The 16,463-nt window shown below is 67.4% G+C and carries 11 protein-coding genes; 9 read left to right on the forward strand and 2 right to left on the reverse strand.

The genetic code is table 11. The annotated features are described in order from the left end of the window. Window positions 1-2,163, forward strand: a complete 2,163-nt coding sequence (locus tag EL272_RS04130) for a RecQ family ATP-dependent DNA helicase (protein ID WP_061787797.1) — start codon at window positions 1-3, stop codon at window positions 2,161-2,163. A 351-nt stretch (window positions 2,164-2,514) separates the two neighbouring features. On the opposite strand, the gene EL272_RS04135 is transcribed toward EL272_RS04130, so the two are convergent. After that, window positions 2,515-4,386 (reverse strand): phosphoenolpyruvate carboxykinase (GTP), encoded by a 1,872-nt coding sequence (locus EL272_RS04135; protein WP_197720293.1) that lies wholly within the window; start codon window positions 4,384-4,386, stop codon window positions 2,515-2,517. A gap of 222 nt (window positions 4,387-4,608) precedes the next feature. On the opposite strand from EL272_RS04135, the gene clpB reads away from it, so the two are divergent. Continuing rightward, window positions 4,609-7,179: an ATP-dependent chaperone ClpB gene (gene clpB, locus EL272_RS04140; protein ID WP_014845967.1), complete on the forward strand. Its 2,571-nt coding sequence runs from the start codon at window positions 4,609-4,611 to the stop codon at window positions 7,177-7,179. Between the two features lie 50 nt (window positions 7,180-7,229). Here clpB and EL272_RS04145 read toward each other — a convergent pair whose 3' ends face one another. Beyond that, complete coding sequence (locus tag EL272_RS04145) at window positions 7,230-8,219, reverse strand: Lrp/AsnC family transcriptional regulator (RefSeq protein WP_061787796.1); 990 nt, start codon at window positions 8,217-8,219, stop codon at window positions 7,230-7,232. A 373-nt stretch (window positions 8,220-8,592) separates the two neighbouring features. Here EL272_RS04145 and ord point away from each other — a divergent pair, with 373 nt between their 5' ends. The 7 genes from ord to EL272_RS04180 are packed head-to-tail and all read left to right on the forward strand — an operon-like array spanning window position 8,593 to window position 16,419. Continuing rightward, on the forward strand, window positions 8,593-9,636 hold the full coding sequence (gene ord, locus EL272_RS04150; protein WP_073970059.1) for a 2,4-diaminopentanoate dehydrogenase: 1,044 nt from the start codon (window positions 8,593-8,595) through the stop codon (window positions 9,634-9,636). Between the two features lie 25 nt (window positions 9,637-9,661). Then, entirely contained in the window at window positions 9,662-9,955 is a 294-nt protein-coding gene (ortA, locus tag EL272_RS04155) for a 2-amino-4-oxopentanoate thiolase subunit OrtA (protein WP_014845970.1), read from the forward strand. Then, a complete protein-coding gene (gene ortB / locus EL272_RS04160) occupies window positions 9,952-11,364 on the forward strand; it encodes a 2-amino-4-oxopentanoate thiolase subunit OrtB (RefSeq protein WP_014845971.1) in 1,413 nt (470 codons plus the stop codon). The genes ortA and ortB overlap by 4 nt, the downstream gene beginning before the upstream one ends. Window positions 11,365-11,376: 12 nt before the next feature. After that, the gene (gene oraS / locus EL272_RS04165) at window positions 11,377-11,748 is read left to right on the forward strand and encodes a D-ornithine 4,5-aminomutase subunit OraS (protein ID WP_061787795.1); all 372 of its coding nucleotides are present in this window, start codon (window positions 11,377-11,379) and stop codon (window positions 11,746-11,748) included. A 2-nt stretch (window positions 11,749-11,750) separates the two neighbouring features. After that, entirely contained in the window at window positions 11,751-13,964 is a 2,214-nt protein-coding gene (gene oraE / locus EL272_RS04170) for a D-ornithine 4,5-aminomutase subunit OraE (RefSeq protein WP_061787794.1), read from the forward strand. An 8-nt stretch (window positions 13,965-13,972) separates the two neighbouring features. Further along, the gene (locus EL272_RS04175; RefSeq protein ID WP_014845974.1) at window positions 13,973-15,340 is read left to right on the forward strand and encodes a glutamate mutase L; all 1,368 of its coding nucleotides are present in this window, start codon (window positions 13,973-13,975) and stop codon (window positions 15,338-15,340) included. Further along, a complete protein-coding gene (locus tag EL272_RS04180; protein ID WP_061787793.1) occupies window positions 15,337-16,419 on the forward strand; it encodes an alanine racemase in 1,083 nt (360 codons plus the stop codon). Before EL272_RS04175 ends, EL272_RS04180 begins: the two co-directional genes overlap by 4 nt. Window positions 16,420-16,463 lie beyond the last annotated feature (44 nt).

The following is a 16,463-nucleotide window of genomic DNA, read 5'->3' on the forward strand; positions in this document are numbered from 1 at the left end:
ATGGAGCAGAACCGGGCCACCGAACAGGCCGGAACACGTCCCCTGGCCTGCGAATTGCTGCGGAAACTCACAGGAAGTGAGGATGCGGTCTTCCACGACGGGCAGTACGAGGCCATCGAGGCCCTCGTCGTCCATCACCGGCGGGCCTTGGTGGTGCAGCGCACCGGCTGGGGAAAATCGGCGGTCTACTTCATAGCCGCGCTGCTGCAACGCCGGGCGGGCGCCGGTCCCGCGCTGATCGTCTCCCCGCTGCTGGCGTTGATGCGCAACCAGGTGGAGGCCGCCGGGCGCGCCGGGGTGCGGGCCGCCACCATCAACTCGTCGAACGTCACCGACTGGGAGGAGATCGCCGAGACCCTCGAACAGGACCTCCTCGACGTCCTCCTGGTCTCCCCGGAACGCCTGGTCAACCCCCGTTTCCGGGACACCCAGCTGCCTCATCTGCTCGCGCGGGCGGGCCTAGTGGTGATTGACGAGGCCCATTGCATCAGCGACTGGGGCCACGACTTCCGTCCCGACTACCGGCGGATCCGTTCCCTGATCCAGGAGCTGCCGGACCGGGTCCCGGTGCTGGCCACCACCGCGACGGCCAACCAGCGGGTGGTCACCGACGTCGCCGAGCAGCTGGCCGTCGGCGGGCACGAGGTGTTCACGCTGCGCGGGGCCCTGGCGCGCGACTCCCTGCGGCTCGGGGTGCTGGAACTGGGATCGTCGGCGCGGCGGCTGGCGTGGCTGGTCGAGCATCTCGGTTCGCTGCCCGGCAGCGGCATCGTCTACTGCCTGACCGTCGCGAACGCCGAGGACACCGCGGCGGCTCTGGCGGCCGCCGGGCACCGGGTCCTGCCGTACACGGGTCGCACGGACCTGCCCGAGCGAGTCGCGGCCGAGCAGGCCCTGCTCACCAACGAGGTGAAGGCCCTGGTGGCCACCTCGGCGCTGGGGATGGGATTCGACAAACCCGATCTCGGGTTCGTGGTCCACCTCGGCGCCCCGAGCTCCCCGGTTACCTATTACCAGCAGGTGGGACGCGCGGGCCGCGCCACCGAGTCCGCCGACGTGTTGCTGCTCCCGGGTGGCGAGGACCAGGAGATCTGGCGGTACTTCGCCACCAACGCCATGCCCACCCGGCACCGGGCCGAATCGGTGCTGGAGGCCCTGGCGGCGTCGGATGTGCCGCTGAGCGTGCCCGCCCTGGAGTCGCGGGTGGAGCTGCGTCGCGGTGCCCTGGAGCTGCTGCTGAAGGTGCTGGCGGTTGACGGCGCCGTGGAGAACCGCGCCGGGGGATGGGTGGCTACCGGCGCGGACTGGAGCTACGACGAGGAACGCTACTCGCGCATCGCCGCCGCGCGGGTCGCGGAGCAGCAGGCCATGCTCGAATACGAGAACCTCGGGCACGGCCGGTGCCGGATGGAGTTCCTGACGGCGGCGCTGGACGATCCGCACGCGAGGCCCTGCGGACGCTGCGACACCTGTACCCGGCCGTGGTACCCCACCGGGGTGACGGCCGAGGCGCAGGTCGCGGCGCAGTCGGTGCTGGAGCGGGTGGGGGTGGTCCTCGAACCGCGCACCCTGTGGCCGCCCGGGCTGGATCGTTTCACCGGTTCCATGGGTGGTGAGGTCGTCAAGGGCCGGATCCCGCTGGCGGAACGCGTCGAACCCGGCCGCGTCGTGGCCCGCCTGACCGACCTCGGCCACGGCAACGCGTTGCGTGAGCTGTTCGCACCCGATGCCGACGGCAACCCGGTCGATGCCGAGGTGCCACCGCAGCTGGCCGGGGCGTGCCTCCAGGTGCTCCGCGAGTGGGACTGGGACGAGCGTCCAGCCGCCGTCGCCTGGGTTCCCGGCCTGTCGCGTCCCCGGCTGGTCGCAGCCCTGGGGGAAGGACTGGCCAGGGCCGGCCGGCTTCATGTCCTCGGACCCCTCGGGCTGGCGCCCGGCGTCGCCCCGCTGCCCAGGGCGAACAGCACGTTCCGGGTGCGGAACCTGTGGACCCGGTTCCACGTCACCCCGCAACAGGAGGCGGTGCTGTCTGGCCTGTCCGGACCGGTACTACTCGTAGACGACCTGGTCGATTCACGCTGGACCATGACGGTCGCGGGGCGCCTCCTGAAACGGGCCGGGGCGAGGGCCGTTCTGCCCTTCGCCCTCGCTGCCACGGGGTGATCCGGAGGTAGTGCGGATGAACTCCTGCGAGGGCTCCCGCCCTGGGTCCTCCCCGGATTGGTTCGCCTGCCTTCCGGTCGTGTGCTTGCGCTGTAGCGCTGGCGTCTGACGGGAGGGCGAGCGGATGGCGGTAGGGCTGGCGTTCGACGGGAAGACTGGCGTCCGTCGGGAGATCCTGCGGAGGCTCGGGGCGGTGGTTCGCTTGCTTTTCGGTCGTGTGCTTGCGCTGTAGCGCTGGCGTTCGACGGTAGGGCAAGCGTTCGGCGGGAGGGCTGGCGTTTGGGGTGGTGCTGGGCGGATACGTGGTGTGGGTGGGGTGGCTTTCCACCCCACCCACACCGGTTGGGACCGTCAGCGATCTCCGATGATGTTCATGGCAATGTGCCACAGCTCGTCGTGGATCTCCTGGGGGACCTTCAGGCCCAGCGACCTCAGCCAGCGACGCATGCGGGGCAACTCGTCGGCCCATTCGTTGGGCACGTAACGCAGCACCTGCTCCAGGTGTTCGTCGCTGATGTCCAGGCCCTCGACGTCGATGTCCTTCTTCTCCGGCAGCAGGCCGGCCGGGGTCTCGACGGCCCCTACCCTGCCCTCGAGGCGCTCCACGATCCACTTCAGGACCCGGGAGTTCTCACCGAAACCGGGCCACAGGAACTTGCCCTCGGAGTCGCGCCGGAACCAGTTGACGTAGAAGACCTTCGGGAGTTTGTCGGGAGTGGTGCGCTCCCCGAGGTTGATCCAGTGCCTCAGATAGTCGCCGACGTGGTAGCCGATGAACGGCAGCATCGCCATCGGGTCGCGGCGCAGCACGCCGACGGCGCCCTTGGCCGCCGCGGTGGTCTCGGAGGAGCAGGTGGCGCCCATGAACACGCCGTGCTGCCAGTTCCTGGACTGCGACACCAGCGGGATGGTGTTCTCGCGGCGGCCGCCGAAGATGATGGCGTCGACGGGCACGCCCTTCGGGTCGTAGAACTCGTCCGACAGGATCGGGCACTGCGAGATCGGGGTGCAGAAACGGGAGTTCGGGTGCGCCGCCTTCTCGCCGGGACGGCCGCCCTCCGGGCCGTTCTCGGGGGTCCAGGATCGGCCCTTCCAATCCGTGAGGTGCTCCGGGGGCTGCTTGGTTTTCCCCTCCCACCACACGTCACCGTCGTCGGTGAGCGCGACATTGGTGAAGATCGAGTGCCCGCCCTCGATGGCCGCCATGGCGTTGGGGTTGGTGTCGGTGCTCGTGCCGGGGGCCACGCCAAACAGCCCGGTCTCCGGGTTGACGGCGTAGAGCCTGCCGTCTTCGCCGAACCGCATCCATGCGATGTCGTCGCCGAGGGTTTCCACCTTCCAGCCCGGCAGGGTGGGTTCCAGCATCGCCAGGTTCGTCTTGCCGCAGGCCGACGGGAAGGCCGCGCACAGGTGGTAGGACTTCCCCTCCGGCGAGGTGATCTTGAGGATCAGCATGTGCTCGGCCAGCCAGCCCTCGTCGCGCCCCATCACGGAGGCGATCCGAAGCGCATAGCACTTCTTGCCCAGCAGGGAGTTGCCGCCGTAGCCGGAGCCGTAGCTCCAGATGGTCCGTTCCTCGGGGAAGTGGACGATGTACTTGATGTCGTTGCAGGGCCACGGGACATCCCTGACTCCGGGTGGCAGGGGCATCCCGACGGAGTGCAGCGCAGGCACGAAGTCCGCGTCCGTGCGTTCCATGGCCTCCATGACCTCGGTGCCCATCCGGGTCATGATCTTCATGGAGATCGCCACGTAGGCCGAGTCGGTGATCTCGATGCCGAACTTCGGGGAGGGGGCGTCGACGTGTCCCATGCAGAAGGGAATGACGTACATGGTGCGCCCCACCATGCAGCCGTTGTACAGCTTGGTCAGGATGGTCTTCATCTGCCTGGGATCCATCCAGTTGTTGGTGGGGCCGGCGTCGTTCTCGTCGACGGAGCAGATGAAGGTGGAGTCCTCGACGCGGGCAACGTCGTCGGGATCGGTGCGGGTGTAGACGGATCCCGGCTGCTTGTCCGGGTTCAGCCGCACGAGGGTGCCGGCCTCCACGAGCTTCTCCACGAGACGCTCGTACTCCTCGTCGGAGCCGTCGAGGAAATGAATGGCGCTGGGATTGGTCAGGGCAGCGACCTCCTCGACCCAGGCGATGACACGGGGGAGCTTCGGAACACGCCCCGTGACGGGGATGGTGGTGGTCAGACCGTTCTCGGTGAGGTGGGACATGTGGCTCCTTCCAGTCAGCACTTCAGCGGGCGACCGGACGACAGCGGCGACCCCGGGGGTGATCCCGCCGCCGTCCATGTCCGAGCCTAGCTCTCGAAACCGGTTTTTTGTGACCGGGTGGGGAAACGGTTGCGATCCGGACGGCCCGAGCGGCCTCCGGGATATGCAGATTCAAGTTGAGCGTGGTAGACTCAACTTTGTAATTCGCACTCTGGAGGACTGTTGAACACTGAGAAACTGACCACCAAGAGCCGCGACGCCGTGACCGCGGCGGTGCGGCAAGCTCTCACCGCGGGCAACCCGTCCGCGGAACCCGTGCACCTGCTGCACGGTCTCCTGCTCACCCCCGACAACACCGTCGGGCATTTGCTGACTGCCGTCGGCGCCGACCCGGCCGCCGTCGATGCCCGGGCCACCGAGGACATCTCCAAGCAGCCGTCCAGCACCGGCAGTTCCGTGACCCAGCCGACGATCTCGGGTGCCCTGGCGCGCGTCCTGGCCACGGCCGAGACACTGGCCGAACAGCTCGGGGACCAGTTCGTCGCCACCGAACACCTGTTGATAGGCCTCGCCTCCGTCGAATCCCAGGCGCGAACCATCCTGACCCGCGCCGGGGCCACCGCCGAGAAACTGACCAAGGCGTTCGAGGAGGCCCGGGGTGGCAAACGCGTCACCTCCGCAGAATCCGAGGGCGGCGAATCGGCTCTCGACAAGTACTCCATAGATCTGACCGAGCGTGCCCGTTCCGGCAAGCTCGACCCCGTGATCGGGCGCGACCAGGAGATCCGCCGCGTCGTCCAGGTGCTGGCGCGCCGCACCAAGAACAATCCGGTCCTGATCGGCGAACCCGGGGTCGGCAAGACCGCCGTCGTCGAGGGACTCGCCATGCGTCTGGTGGAGGGCGACGTTCCCGACTCCCTGAAGGGGCGCCGCCTGGTCTCCCTGGACCTCACCTCGATGGTGGCCGGGGCCAAGTACCGGGGCGATTTCGAGGAGCGCCTGAAGGCGGTCCTGAGCGAGATCAAGGAATCCGAGGGGCAGATCATCACCTTCATCGACGAGCTGCACACCGTCGTCGGTGCCGGTTCCACCGGTGACGGTGGGATGGACGCGGGCAACATGCTCAAGCCCATGCTCGCCCGCGGTGAGCTGCGAATGATCGGTGCCACCACGCTCGACGAGTACCGAGAAAGGATAGAGAAGGATCCCGCCCTGGAGCGCCGTTTCCAGCAGGTCTACGTCGGCGAACCCTCCGTGGAGGACGCCATCGCCATTCTGCGCGGGCTGCGGGAACGCTACGAGGCGCACCACAAGGTGCGCATCACCGATTCCGCGCTGGTGGCGGCCGCCGCCCTGTCGGATCGCTACATCACCAGCCGGAAGCTGCCCGACAAGGCCATCGACCTGGTGGACGAGGCCGCTTCGCGGCTGCGGATGGAGATCGACTCCAGCCCGGAGGAGATCGACATGCTGCGCCGCGACGTGGACCGTATGCTGATGCAGGAACTGCACCTGAAGAACGAGGAGGACGCGGCATCCCGCGAGCGCCTTGCCGCGCTGCGCTCCGAACTCGCCGATGCCCAGGAGAAGCTGCGCGGTCTCGAGGCCCGCTGGGAGCAGGAGAAGTCCGGGCTGAACCGCGTCGGCGACCTCAAGGAGAAGATCGACGCGCTGCGCGTGGAGGCCGACAAGGCGCAGCGCGCCGGCGACCTGGGGCGTGCCTCGCAGCTGCTGTACGGGGAGATCCCCGTCATCGAACAGCAGCTCATCGACGCGGAGAAAACCGACGCCGACGCCTCGCGCATGGTCTCCGACGAGGTCTCCGAGACCGACATCGCCGAGGTCGTCGCGGCCTGGACGGGGATCCCCGTGGGGCGGATGCTGCAGGGCGAGTCCGAGAAGCTGCTGCACATGGAGGAACGGCTCGGTGAGCGGCTCATAGGCCAGCGCGAGGCCGTAAAGGCCGTCTCGGACGCGGTGCGGCGTTCCCGTGCCGGGATCTCCGACCCGAACCGGCCCACTGGATCGTTCCTGTTCCTCGGCCCCACCGGCGTCGGTAAGACCGAGCTGGCCAAGTCGCTGGCAGATTTCCTGTTCGACGACGAGACCGCCATGGTTCGCATCGACATGAGCGAGTATTCCGAGAAGCACTCGGTGGCCCGGCTGGTCGGTGCCCCTCCCGGGTACGTCGGCTACGAGGAAGGCGGTCAGCTCACCGAGGCGGTGCGCAGACGCCCCTACTCCGTGATTCTGCTCGATGAGGTGGAGAAGGCCCACCCGGACCTGTTCAACATCCTGTTGCAGGTTCTCGACGACGGCCGCCTCACCGACGGCCAGGGTCGCACGGTCGATTTCCGCAACACCATCCTCATCCTCACCAGCAATCTCGGGTCGCAGTACCTGGCCGACCCACTGCTGAGCGACGGGGAGAAACGGGAACAGGTGATGGGGGTGGTGCGTTCCGCGTTCCGTCCCGAGTTCCTGAACCGGCTGGACGACATCGTCATGTTCGAGCCTCTGACCCGCGATGACCTGCGCAGGATCGTCGCGATCCAGCTCGAACGGCTGGGTCGGCGCCTGGCCTCCCGCAGGATCACCGTCGAGGTCACCGACGCCGCGGCCGACTGGCTGGGCGAGGTCGGTTTCGACCCGGTTTACGGGGCCCGTCCGCTGCGCCGCCTGGTGCAGACCACCGTCGAGGACCAGCTCGCCCGCGGGCTGCTGTCCGGGCAGATCCACGACGGTGAGACGGTCCGTTTCGACCGGATCGACGACGGCATCGCACTCGTCTGAGAGCACCGGCGCCCGGGGAGTCGAAGGACTCCCCGGGCGTTTCGCTTGGGTCAGGGGCCGAAGACCGGGGGCACGAGTTGTCCGGTGCAGCTGCCGTCCGGGCGCAGCAGCCATCCCATCGATTTGTGGCTGCGCATGTGCACTACGGTCTCGTCGGGGGCCAGGCCGGGGATCGCGGAGGCGATCGAGGATTCGAGGGCGGCCATGGAACCGATGTGGTTGACGCGGAAGTTGACGCGCAGGTTGTTGCTCCCCGTGATCCAGAAGCAGGACCGCAGTGAGGGCTGTTCCTTCAGCAGCTCGATGACCCGGTTCTTGTAGTTGAAGGCGACCGTCGTCAGCCAGGTGCACTCCAGCAGCCACCCCGCCAGCTCGGGGGCCGTGTCACACCGCATGATGAGGTGCTGGTTCGCGAGGAGTCTTCGCATCCTGCGGTGCACGGTGCTGGTTGGCATGTCGAGTTCCTGGGACAGCGAGGCGACGCTGGCCCTGCCGTCGCGAGCCAGGGCCTGGGCCAGGGCCAGGTCGGCGGCATCGAATCCCGTCTGTGACCTGTCGGGTGTGCGCTGGGGGAGGGCCTGGTTGACCTGGCGCTGGGTGAGGATGTTCGCCCGCCAGGACTCCGCCCCGACGATGACGTTGGTCACCAGCGAGCTGCGGGTCCCGTACACCCCATCGATTCCCCCGATCCAGTCGATGATCAAGGCGGTGAGCGTCGCCATGTCGGGGGCCATGATGGTCAGCAGGATGTCGCGCCGCCCCGTGGCCTCGTCGACGCTCATGATCAACGGATGGGCGCACATCTGCTTGGTGGCGGAAGGGAGGAACGCGGTCCGGCAATCGACCTCGACCACCGCGGTGAACCGGCGCTCCGGGTTCGGGTATGTGCAGATCCAGGCCAGCCCTTTCTCCACCAGGTGGTTCCAGCGGTTCGCGACGGTCGTCGGTGACATCTGGAGGATCTCGCCTGCCTTCGACCAGGAGATGCGGGGATCGATCTGCAGCAGGTTGACCAGCTGAAGATCCGTCTCGTCCCTCACAGGCTCCTCCCGGACGGGAGTCGGCACGGGAGGTTTCCCAACTCGGAGCATCGGTGGTGGGAAGATCTCAAGATACAGGCCCCTATCGCAATTGATTCCGGTGTTCTCGGGCTTGTGGCGGGTGGGCGTGGATACCGTGAAAGCGGAATGGTCAGTGGCGACACCTTCACGACAGTGGGCCGACGGGCATCCGGGTGGATGCTCATCGGGCGAGGAGCCCAGGACATGGCGAACATACTAACCGCCGGATTGGAAGGGGGAAGCGGCGCCGGTCCTCGGTCCCCGGAGGAAGGGGCACGTTCGCTCCGAGGTTCTCGGTGCACCTGCGTGTCATGTCCCGGCTGAGGCGGAAACAACAACTCGAGGGAGAGAAGTGAGCAAGAATCAGCGAATCCGAGTGGCTCAGTGGGGTCTCGGTGCGATGGGCCAAGGCGTTGCGAAGGTGATCCTGGCCAAGGACGGCCTGGAACTGGTCGGCGCATTCGACATCAGTCCTGAACTCGCGGGCAAGGACGTCGGCGAGGTGCTCGGCGTGGGCCCGGCGGGCGTGAAGATCAGCAACGACCCGGCCAGCATCCTCGACCCGGAGAAGGTGGACGTCGTCACCATCGCCACCACGTCCTGGGTCAAGAAACAGCTTCCTGACCTGAAGGCCATCATCTCCGCGGGCATCAACGTGGTCAGCATCGCCGAGGAGATGGCCGCTCCCGAGGCGCAGAACCCCGAGGAGGCGGTCGAACTGGACGCGCTGGCCAAGGAACACGGCGTCTCCGCCATTGGCGTGGGCGTCAACCCGGGCTTCGTGCTCGACCATCTCGTCGTGGTGCTGACCGCCGGCAGCCAGGAGGTCACCAGCATCGAGGCCAGCCGCATCAACGACCTCAGCCCCTACGGGCAGACCGTGCTGTCCACCCAGGGCGTGGGAACCACCCCCGAGGAGTTCAAGGCCGGGGTCGCCGACGGCTCCATCGTCGGGCACGTCGGTTTCCCCGAATCCGTCCGCCTGATCAGCGACGCCCTCGGACTCGGCGTCGACCGCGTGGAACAGACACTCGAACCGATCATCGCGAAGGTGCCGCGCCAGGCCAGGGACCGGGTCATCGAGCCCGGGAAGGTCGCGGGCTGCAACCACATCGCCGTCGGGTATCGCGGCGACGAGGAGATCATCAAACTCATCCACCCGCAGCAGGTTGATCCCGGGGCCGAGGGAGTCGACACCGGCGACTACATCACCATCCACGGCGTACCCGAGATCAGCATGTCCACCGGCCCCGAGATCGCGGGCGGCAAGGCCACCGCGGGCATCGCGGTGAACACCATTCCCCGCATCTTCGCCGCCACCCCGGGGCTCAAGCGGATCGTCGACCTGCCGTCGCCGACGGCGCTGATGGGCCCCGAGGCCTACGAGCGCCGGTGACCTGACCCGAGATTGGAGCGATGCAGTGAGTGCAACGAAGGTGGCCCCCGAGGGGGCATGGGTGGAGATCCAGCAGGTCGTGCTGACCCCCGGGGAACGCGCGGAGGGAGTGCCGGCGGACACGGCCGCCACCCCGCTGCTGCAATGGGTCGACGGTTTCCTCACCGCGCCCGCGGCGCTCGGTGAGGAGGCGACCATCCGCACCATCATCGGGCGGACCCACACCGGGGTGCTGAGCCGGATCAATCCCGGATATTCCCACAGCTTCGGTGAGACCGTGGACGAGATCCTCACGATCGGGACGGAGTACGAGTCATGAGCAACTCATACAAGGACGTGATGGCCCGCAGGAACGAGATCATGCGTTCCGCTTTGGGGTTGGACTACGACGAGTTCAACATCAGCCCCATCGCCTTCGACTACGAGGCGATGATGGCGGCCACCGGCTACTCCCTCGACGATGTGGCCGAAATCCAGCGGTCCACCAAGGTCGGCAGGACCCCGCTGCACGAACTGCATCGCCTCACCGAGGCGGTGCGGGCCATCGCCGGCCCCGGCAAGGGGGCCAGGATCCTTGTCAAGGACGAGGCCGCGAACGCCTCCGGAAGTTTCAAGGCGCGCCGTGCCTCCCTCAGCGCCCACGAGGCCCGCAAGAAGGGTTTCAAGGGCATGGTCACCGCGACGAGCGGGAACTACGGGGCGGCCGTCGCCTCGCAGGCCGCCCAGCAGGGACTCAAGTGCATCGTGATCCAGGAGGTCTACGACTCCGAGCACGTCGGGCAACCCGAGATCGTCGAGAAGTCCCGGGCCTGCGAGGCCTACGGGGCCGAGGTGGTCAAACTGACGGTGGGGCCGGAGCTGTTCTACGTGCTGCTGCGCACCCTGGAGGAGACCGGCTACTTCAACGCCAGCCTCTACACCCCCTACGGAATCGCGGGGGTGGAGACGCTCGGCGCCGAGATCGGCCGCGAGGTGCAGGAACGTTACGGACGCCAGCCCGACGTGGTCGCGGTAACGCACGCCGGCGGTGGCAACCTGACAGGCACGGCCCGCGGCCTGCGCAAGGTGGGCTGCGACCAGACCCAGGTGGTGGCGGTCTCCGTCGACCTCACCGGCCTGCACATGGCATCCGACAAGGACTTCAACAACAAGTCCTTCACCACGGGGCACACCGGTTTCGGGGTGCCGTTCGCCACCTGGCCCGACCGGGTGGACGTGCCGCGCAACGCGGCCCGCGCCCTGCGGTACATGAACGGCTACCACCTGGTCACCCAGGGCGAGGTCTTCTACATGACCGAACTGCTGACGAAACTTGAGGGCCTGGAACGCGGCCCGGCCGGCAACACCAGCCTGACGGCGGCCGTCGCCCTTGCCATGCAGATGGACCGCGACCAGATCATCGTCGTCCAGGAAACCGAGTACACCGGCGCGGGCAAGCACCACAACAGCCAGCTGTCGTTCGCGAAGAGCCGGGGCATCGAGGTGCGCAGGGGCGACCCGGCGGACAACGTCCCCGGCAAGGCGATCGTCATCCCGGAGCGACTCGACCAGGTCGCGGGCAAACCCCTGGATCTCGAGAGGCTGCGCGGCAGCTACATCAGGCACGCCGCCAAGGTGCTGCCCCCCGAGCGGTGGAGCAGCGAGGACGTCGAATTCCTGGCCGCCGACGCCAACACCACCGAAGAACACGTGCGATCGCTCGTCCCCGGGGTCGCGGGCGGCGAGTGAACAGGAAGGACGATGATGAACACAGAGGAACAGGAGCGGATCGACCGCTTCGAGAAGTTGCGTTCCGAACTGGCGGACCTGGACGACGAGGCCCTCAAGGCCAGGTTCTGGGAGCTGTGCCACCAGGTGATGGAGCCGGTGGTGGAGCTGGCGCGCACCCACACCACGCCGTCGATCGAACGGTCGGTGCTGTTGCGCATGGGCATCGACTCGGTCACCACGCACGCCGTGGTCGAGAACGTGCTGAACGCCGGGCTGCTGGGCAAGGGAGCGGGGCACGTGGTGCTGCGCCTGTCCAGGCGCGACGGAATTGACATCCGGGCGGCCGCAGCCGCCATCGCCGACGATCCGGCCGTGATGGCCGGGCTCTTCGAGGAGAAGTGAGCGTGACCGACAAGCTGGATCCGAACACCAAGATCAACGTGGAGGAGATCCTCGAGGATCTGGAGAACTACCACCCGCCGCGCAAGGGCTGGACCTGGCGCACCGTGCCCGAGGGTGGTGTCGACATGGCGGGATTCCATTTCAGGAACATGTCGGAACCGCTGAAGAACAGCGTCCCGATGCCCACCGCGAAGTACTTCGAGGGCATCGACCCGCAGCCGGCCCCGGTGATTACCTCCGAGATCGCCTCCGGGCACTTCGAGGACGACATCCGCCGCATGCGGATGGCGGCCTGGAACGGCGCCGACCACATCATGGTGATCCGCACCACCGGGCAGAGCCACATCGACGGCCTGATGGAGGGAACCCCCGAGGGTATCGGTGGTGTGCCGATCACCCGCAAGCAGCTGCGCGCCAGCCGCAAGGCCTGCGACCTGATCGAGGACGAGGTCGGCCGCCCGATCAACTTCCACAGCTACGTCTCCGGCGTGGCGGGCCCCGAGGTCGCGGTGCTGTTCGCGGAGGAGGGCGTCAACGGCGCCCACCAGGACCCGCAGTACAACGTGCTCTACCGCAACATCAACGCCTACCGCAGCTACGTCGACGCGGGTGAGGCCAAGAAGGTCATGACCGGGGCCCGGATCTTCCAGATCGACGGCGCCCACAACGCCAACGCCACCGCCCGCCAGGGCTGGAAGGTGATGCCCGAGCTCATGGTCCAGCACGGCCTGAACTCTGCCTTCTCCGTCATGGTCGGGATGCCCAAGGACCTCATCGGGCTCTCGACGGTGCCGCCGAGCGCCCCGCCGACCCCGAAGCTGTGGTTCGACCTGCCCTACGCGGTCGCGCTGCGCGACTTCTTCTCCGAATACAAGATGCGCGCCCAGCAGAACACCCGCTACATCGAGTCCGACATCAACGAGGCGATCCGCCTGCACGTGATCGACACGATGATCTCCATGCTCACCAGCGCAGACATCCAGAGCACCATCACCCCCGACGAGGGACGCAACCTGCCCTGGCACTACAACTCGGTGCGTGGCGTGCAGACCGTCAAACAGACCTGGGCGGCCTTGGACGGCATCAAGGAACTGCTCACCCTCAATCGGGAAGGCCCGCTGGGCGGGATGGTGCGCGACCTCAAGGAACGCGCGATCGGCTTCCTCACCGAGATGCTGCACGCGGGCGGCTACTTCGCGGCCGTGGAGCAGGGCTTCTTCGTCGACTCCGCCGAGTTCCCGGAACGCAACCACGACGGCATCGCCCGTGACGGGGACGGCGGCATCTCGGTGGGCACCGTGATCGAACGCGATCCCGACTATCTGGCGCCGGTGTGTGACCACTTCGGCAACAACAACCTGCCCGCCGGGGTGGACAAGGCCTGCGACCTGGTCGGCGGTTGCACCCTCTGCGATCCGGAGAAGATCGTCTACATCGACGAACTCGACCCGGAGGACAGCGCCCACAAACGGCTCGAACGGACCCGCGAGTACCGCTCTGGGAACCTGCTGCGGCCCGAGGCCGAATGGGCCGGTGACGGTGTGGCCCTGGTGGAACTGATGATCCCCGAACGGGCCGAGATCGCCGTCGAGGCGGCCCTCGAGATGGCCAAGCGCATGGGGCTGAGCGACCCCGAGGTCGTCAACCTCCAGGTGCTGCAGCCCGCCGAGGGATGTTTCGTCGAGGTGAAGGGGCACGTCGGTTTCGACGTCGACAAGACCGAGCTGACCATCCCCGAGAAGATCGAGCTGCTCCCCGAGGAGGAACTGCGCCAGTTCGTCACCGACCACGAGATCACCGTCGTGGCCGGCACCGTCGGTGAGGACGAGCACAGCGTCGGCATGCGCGAGATCCTCGACATCAAACACGGCGGTCTCGAGAAGTACGGCGTGAAGTACCACTACCTCGGGACCTCGGTTCCCGTCGAGAAGATGGTGGATGCGGCCATCGAGTCGGGCTCGGACGCGATCCTGATCTCCACGGTCATCAGCCACAACGAGGTTCACCGCACGATGATGAAGAAACTCGCCGAGCTGACCAAGGAACGCGGCATCCGCGACGAGAAGGTGCTGATCGCCGGCGGTACGCAGGTAAGCCGCGACATGGCCGCCGAGACCGGCCTGGACGCCACCTTCGGCCGCGGCACCAAGGGCATCGATGTGCTCGACGCGATCGTGCGCACCATGCGCGGCCGCGAACAGGAAAAGGTCGGGTGAAGTGAGCGATGCGGGTCGTCACCACCCTTGAGATCGGGTCCACCATCACGAAGGCGAACGCCTTCTCGCTGGAGGACGGAAGGTTCCGGCACATCGGCCAGGGGTTCGCCCCGACCTCCGTCGCCCAGGGGGACGTGAAGATCGGCGTCGACGCGGCGATCGACGAGATGCGGAAAACCTCCGGCATCGAGATCGACAAGACGCAGGTCTTCGTCAACAGCTCCGCCGCTGGCGGGCTGAAGATGAGCGTCCACGGACTCACCCAGGGGATGACGGCCCGCGCCGCCCGGGAAGCGGCCCTCGGCGCGGGGGCGATCGTCGGACTGACCACGGTCGGGGCGATCGACTCCTGGGACGTGGAGGATCTCGTCGAGGCGAACCCCAACATCGTCCTGCTCGCCGGGGGAGTGGACTACGGCGAGAAACGGATCGTGGTGGACAACGCCCGGATGATCGCGGAGTCCGGTTTGAGGGCACCGGTGATCTACGCCGGGAACATCGCGGTGCGGCGCCGGGTGCAGGACGTCTTCGCCCGCAACGACGTGGAGTTGATGTGCGCCGACAACGTCTTCCCCGACGTGGACGTGCTCCAGATCGAACCGGTGCGCAAACTGATCCACGAGGTCTTCAACCAGCACATCGTCAAGGCACCGGGGATGGCCAGGCTGACGGAGCTCTCCGGATTCGAGATCCTGCCCACCCCCGGTGCGGTGCTGCTGGCCGCCGAGATCTTCGCGGACGCCCTCGGCGACGCCCTGGTGATCGACGTCGGCGGCGCGACCACCGACATCCACAGCGTCACCGACGGCTCGGCTGAGTGGACCAGCCACAGCATCGACCCCGAACCCCGGGCCAAGCGCACCGTCGAGGGTGACCTCGGCGTCTTCGTGAACGCCCGCCAGGTGGCGGCGATGTCGGGGGAGACCGGTGACGAGGAGCGGCTCGAATACCTGCGGGCCATTCCCTCCGACGAGAAGGAGGAGGACGTCACCCGCTGGCTGGCCGCCCGCGCCGTCGAGGTCGGGATCCGCAGGCACGTCGGATCCGTCAGCGATCTGTTCACCCCGACGGGCAAGAAACAGATCGTCCGCGGCAAGGACCTGACCGCGATCCGGTGGATCATCGGCACAGGGGGTGCGTTGACCAGGATTCCCGGCGGGGACGAGATCCTCGGGCGGATCCGCCTCGGCGCGGGCGCCCGGCTGCTGCCACCACCCGAGGCGCGCATCCTGATCGACCGCGACTACCGGTTCTCCGCGTTGGGAACCTTGGCGCAGGTCTACCACGAGGAGGTCGCCGCGACCTTCCGGGACTGGGTGGCCGACGAGGTGGGGGAACTTCCCGAACCAATCGAAGACGAAACCCCGGAAGGATGAACGTGGAAACCCCGAGACTGGAGATCCACATCGACCGGATCGCCCACAACGCCTCCGCGGTGATCTCCCAGTGCGGTGCGCAGGGGATCCGGGTGGCGGCGGTCACCAAGGTCATGCAGGCCCATCCCGCGCTGCTGCGGGCGCTGGAGGGGTCGGGTTGTGTGATGCTTGCCGATTCGCGGATCGACAACCTGAAACGGATAGCGGAGGCGGGTCTGGACCTGCCGACCATGCTGCTGCGGGCCCCGACCCCCGGCAAAGCACCGGAGGCCGTGCGCTGGGCCGATCACACCCTCATCTCCTCGTATCAGACCGCGGAGGCGCTCTCGAACGCCGCTGGGATGGCCGGGGTGCGCCACAAGGTCGTGATGATGGTCGATGTCGGTGATCTGCGGGAGGGCGTGTGGCCGGACCGGGCCGTCGAGGAGGTGAGCCGGATCGCCCGGCTGCCCCACCTCGAGGTGGCGGGCCTGGGAACCAACCTCGCCTGTTTCGGAGGGGTGATTCCCACCCGCGAGAAGATGGAGATGCTCGTCACCCTCAGGGACGAGTGCCGCAGCGCCACCGGGCATCCGCTGGAACTGGTCTCTGGCGGGAACAGCGCGAATCTTCCGTTGCTGGCCAGCGGGGAGATGCCTGCAGGCATCAACAACCTGCGCATCGGCGAGGCGATCATCCTGGGTCGCAACGTCCTGGATCGTTCACCTTGGCCCGGGACCCGGCAGGATACGGTGGAACTGGTCGGTGGGATCATTGAGCTGCAACGCAAACCGTCGGTTCCGATCGGCCGGACCGGGCAGGATGCCTTCGGCAACACCACGCACTTCACCGACCGGGGGCTGAGACTGCGCGCCATCTGCGACCTCGGCCGCCAGGACGCCGCCCCGGACGCCATCGAGCCGGTGGATCCGGGCATCGAGGTGCTGGGTGCCAGCAGCGACCACCTGATCATCGACGTCACCGACGCCGAAACCCCTGTGAAGGTGGGTTCCGAGATCAGGTTCCTGCCCAGCTATGGGGGCCTGCTGTCCGCCAGCACCTCCCCCCACGTCCGGAAAATGGCCACCGGAAGACCGTGAACAACATCACCTCCCGGGACCGGTTCTGCCCGGGTGGTTGACGA

It is taken from the genome of Arachnia propionica (genome assembly GCF_900637725.1).
Classification (GTDB): Bacteria; Actinomycetota; Actinomycetes; order Propionibacteriales; family Propionibacteriaceae; genus Arachnia; species Arachnia propionica.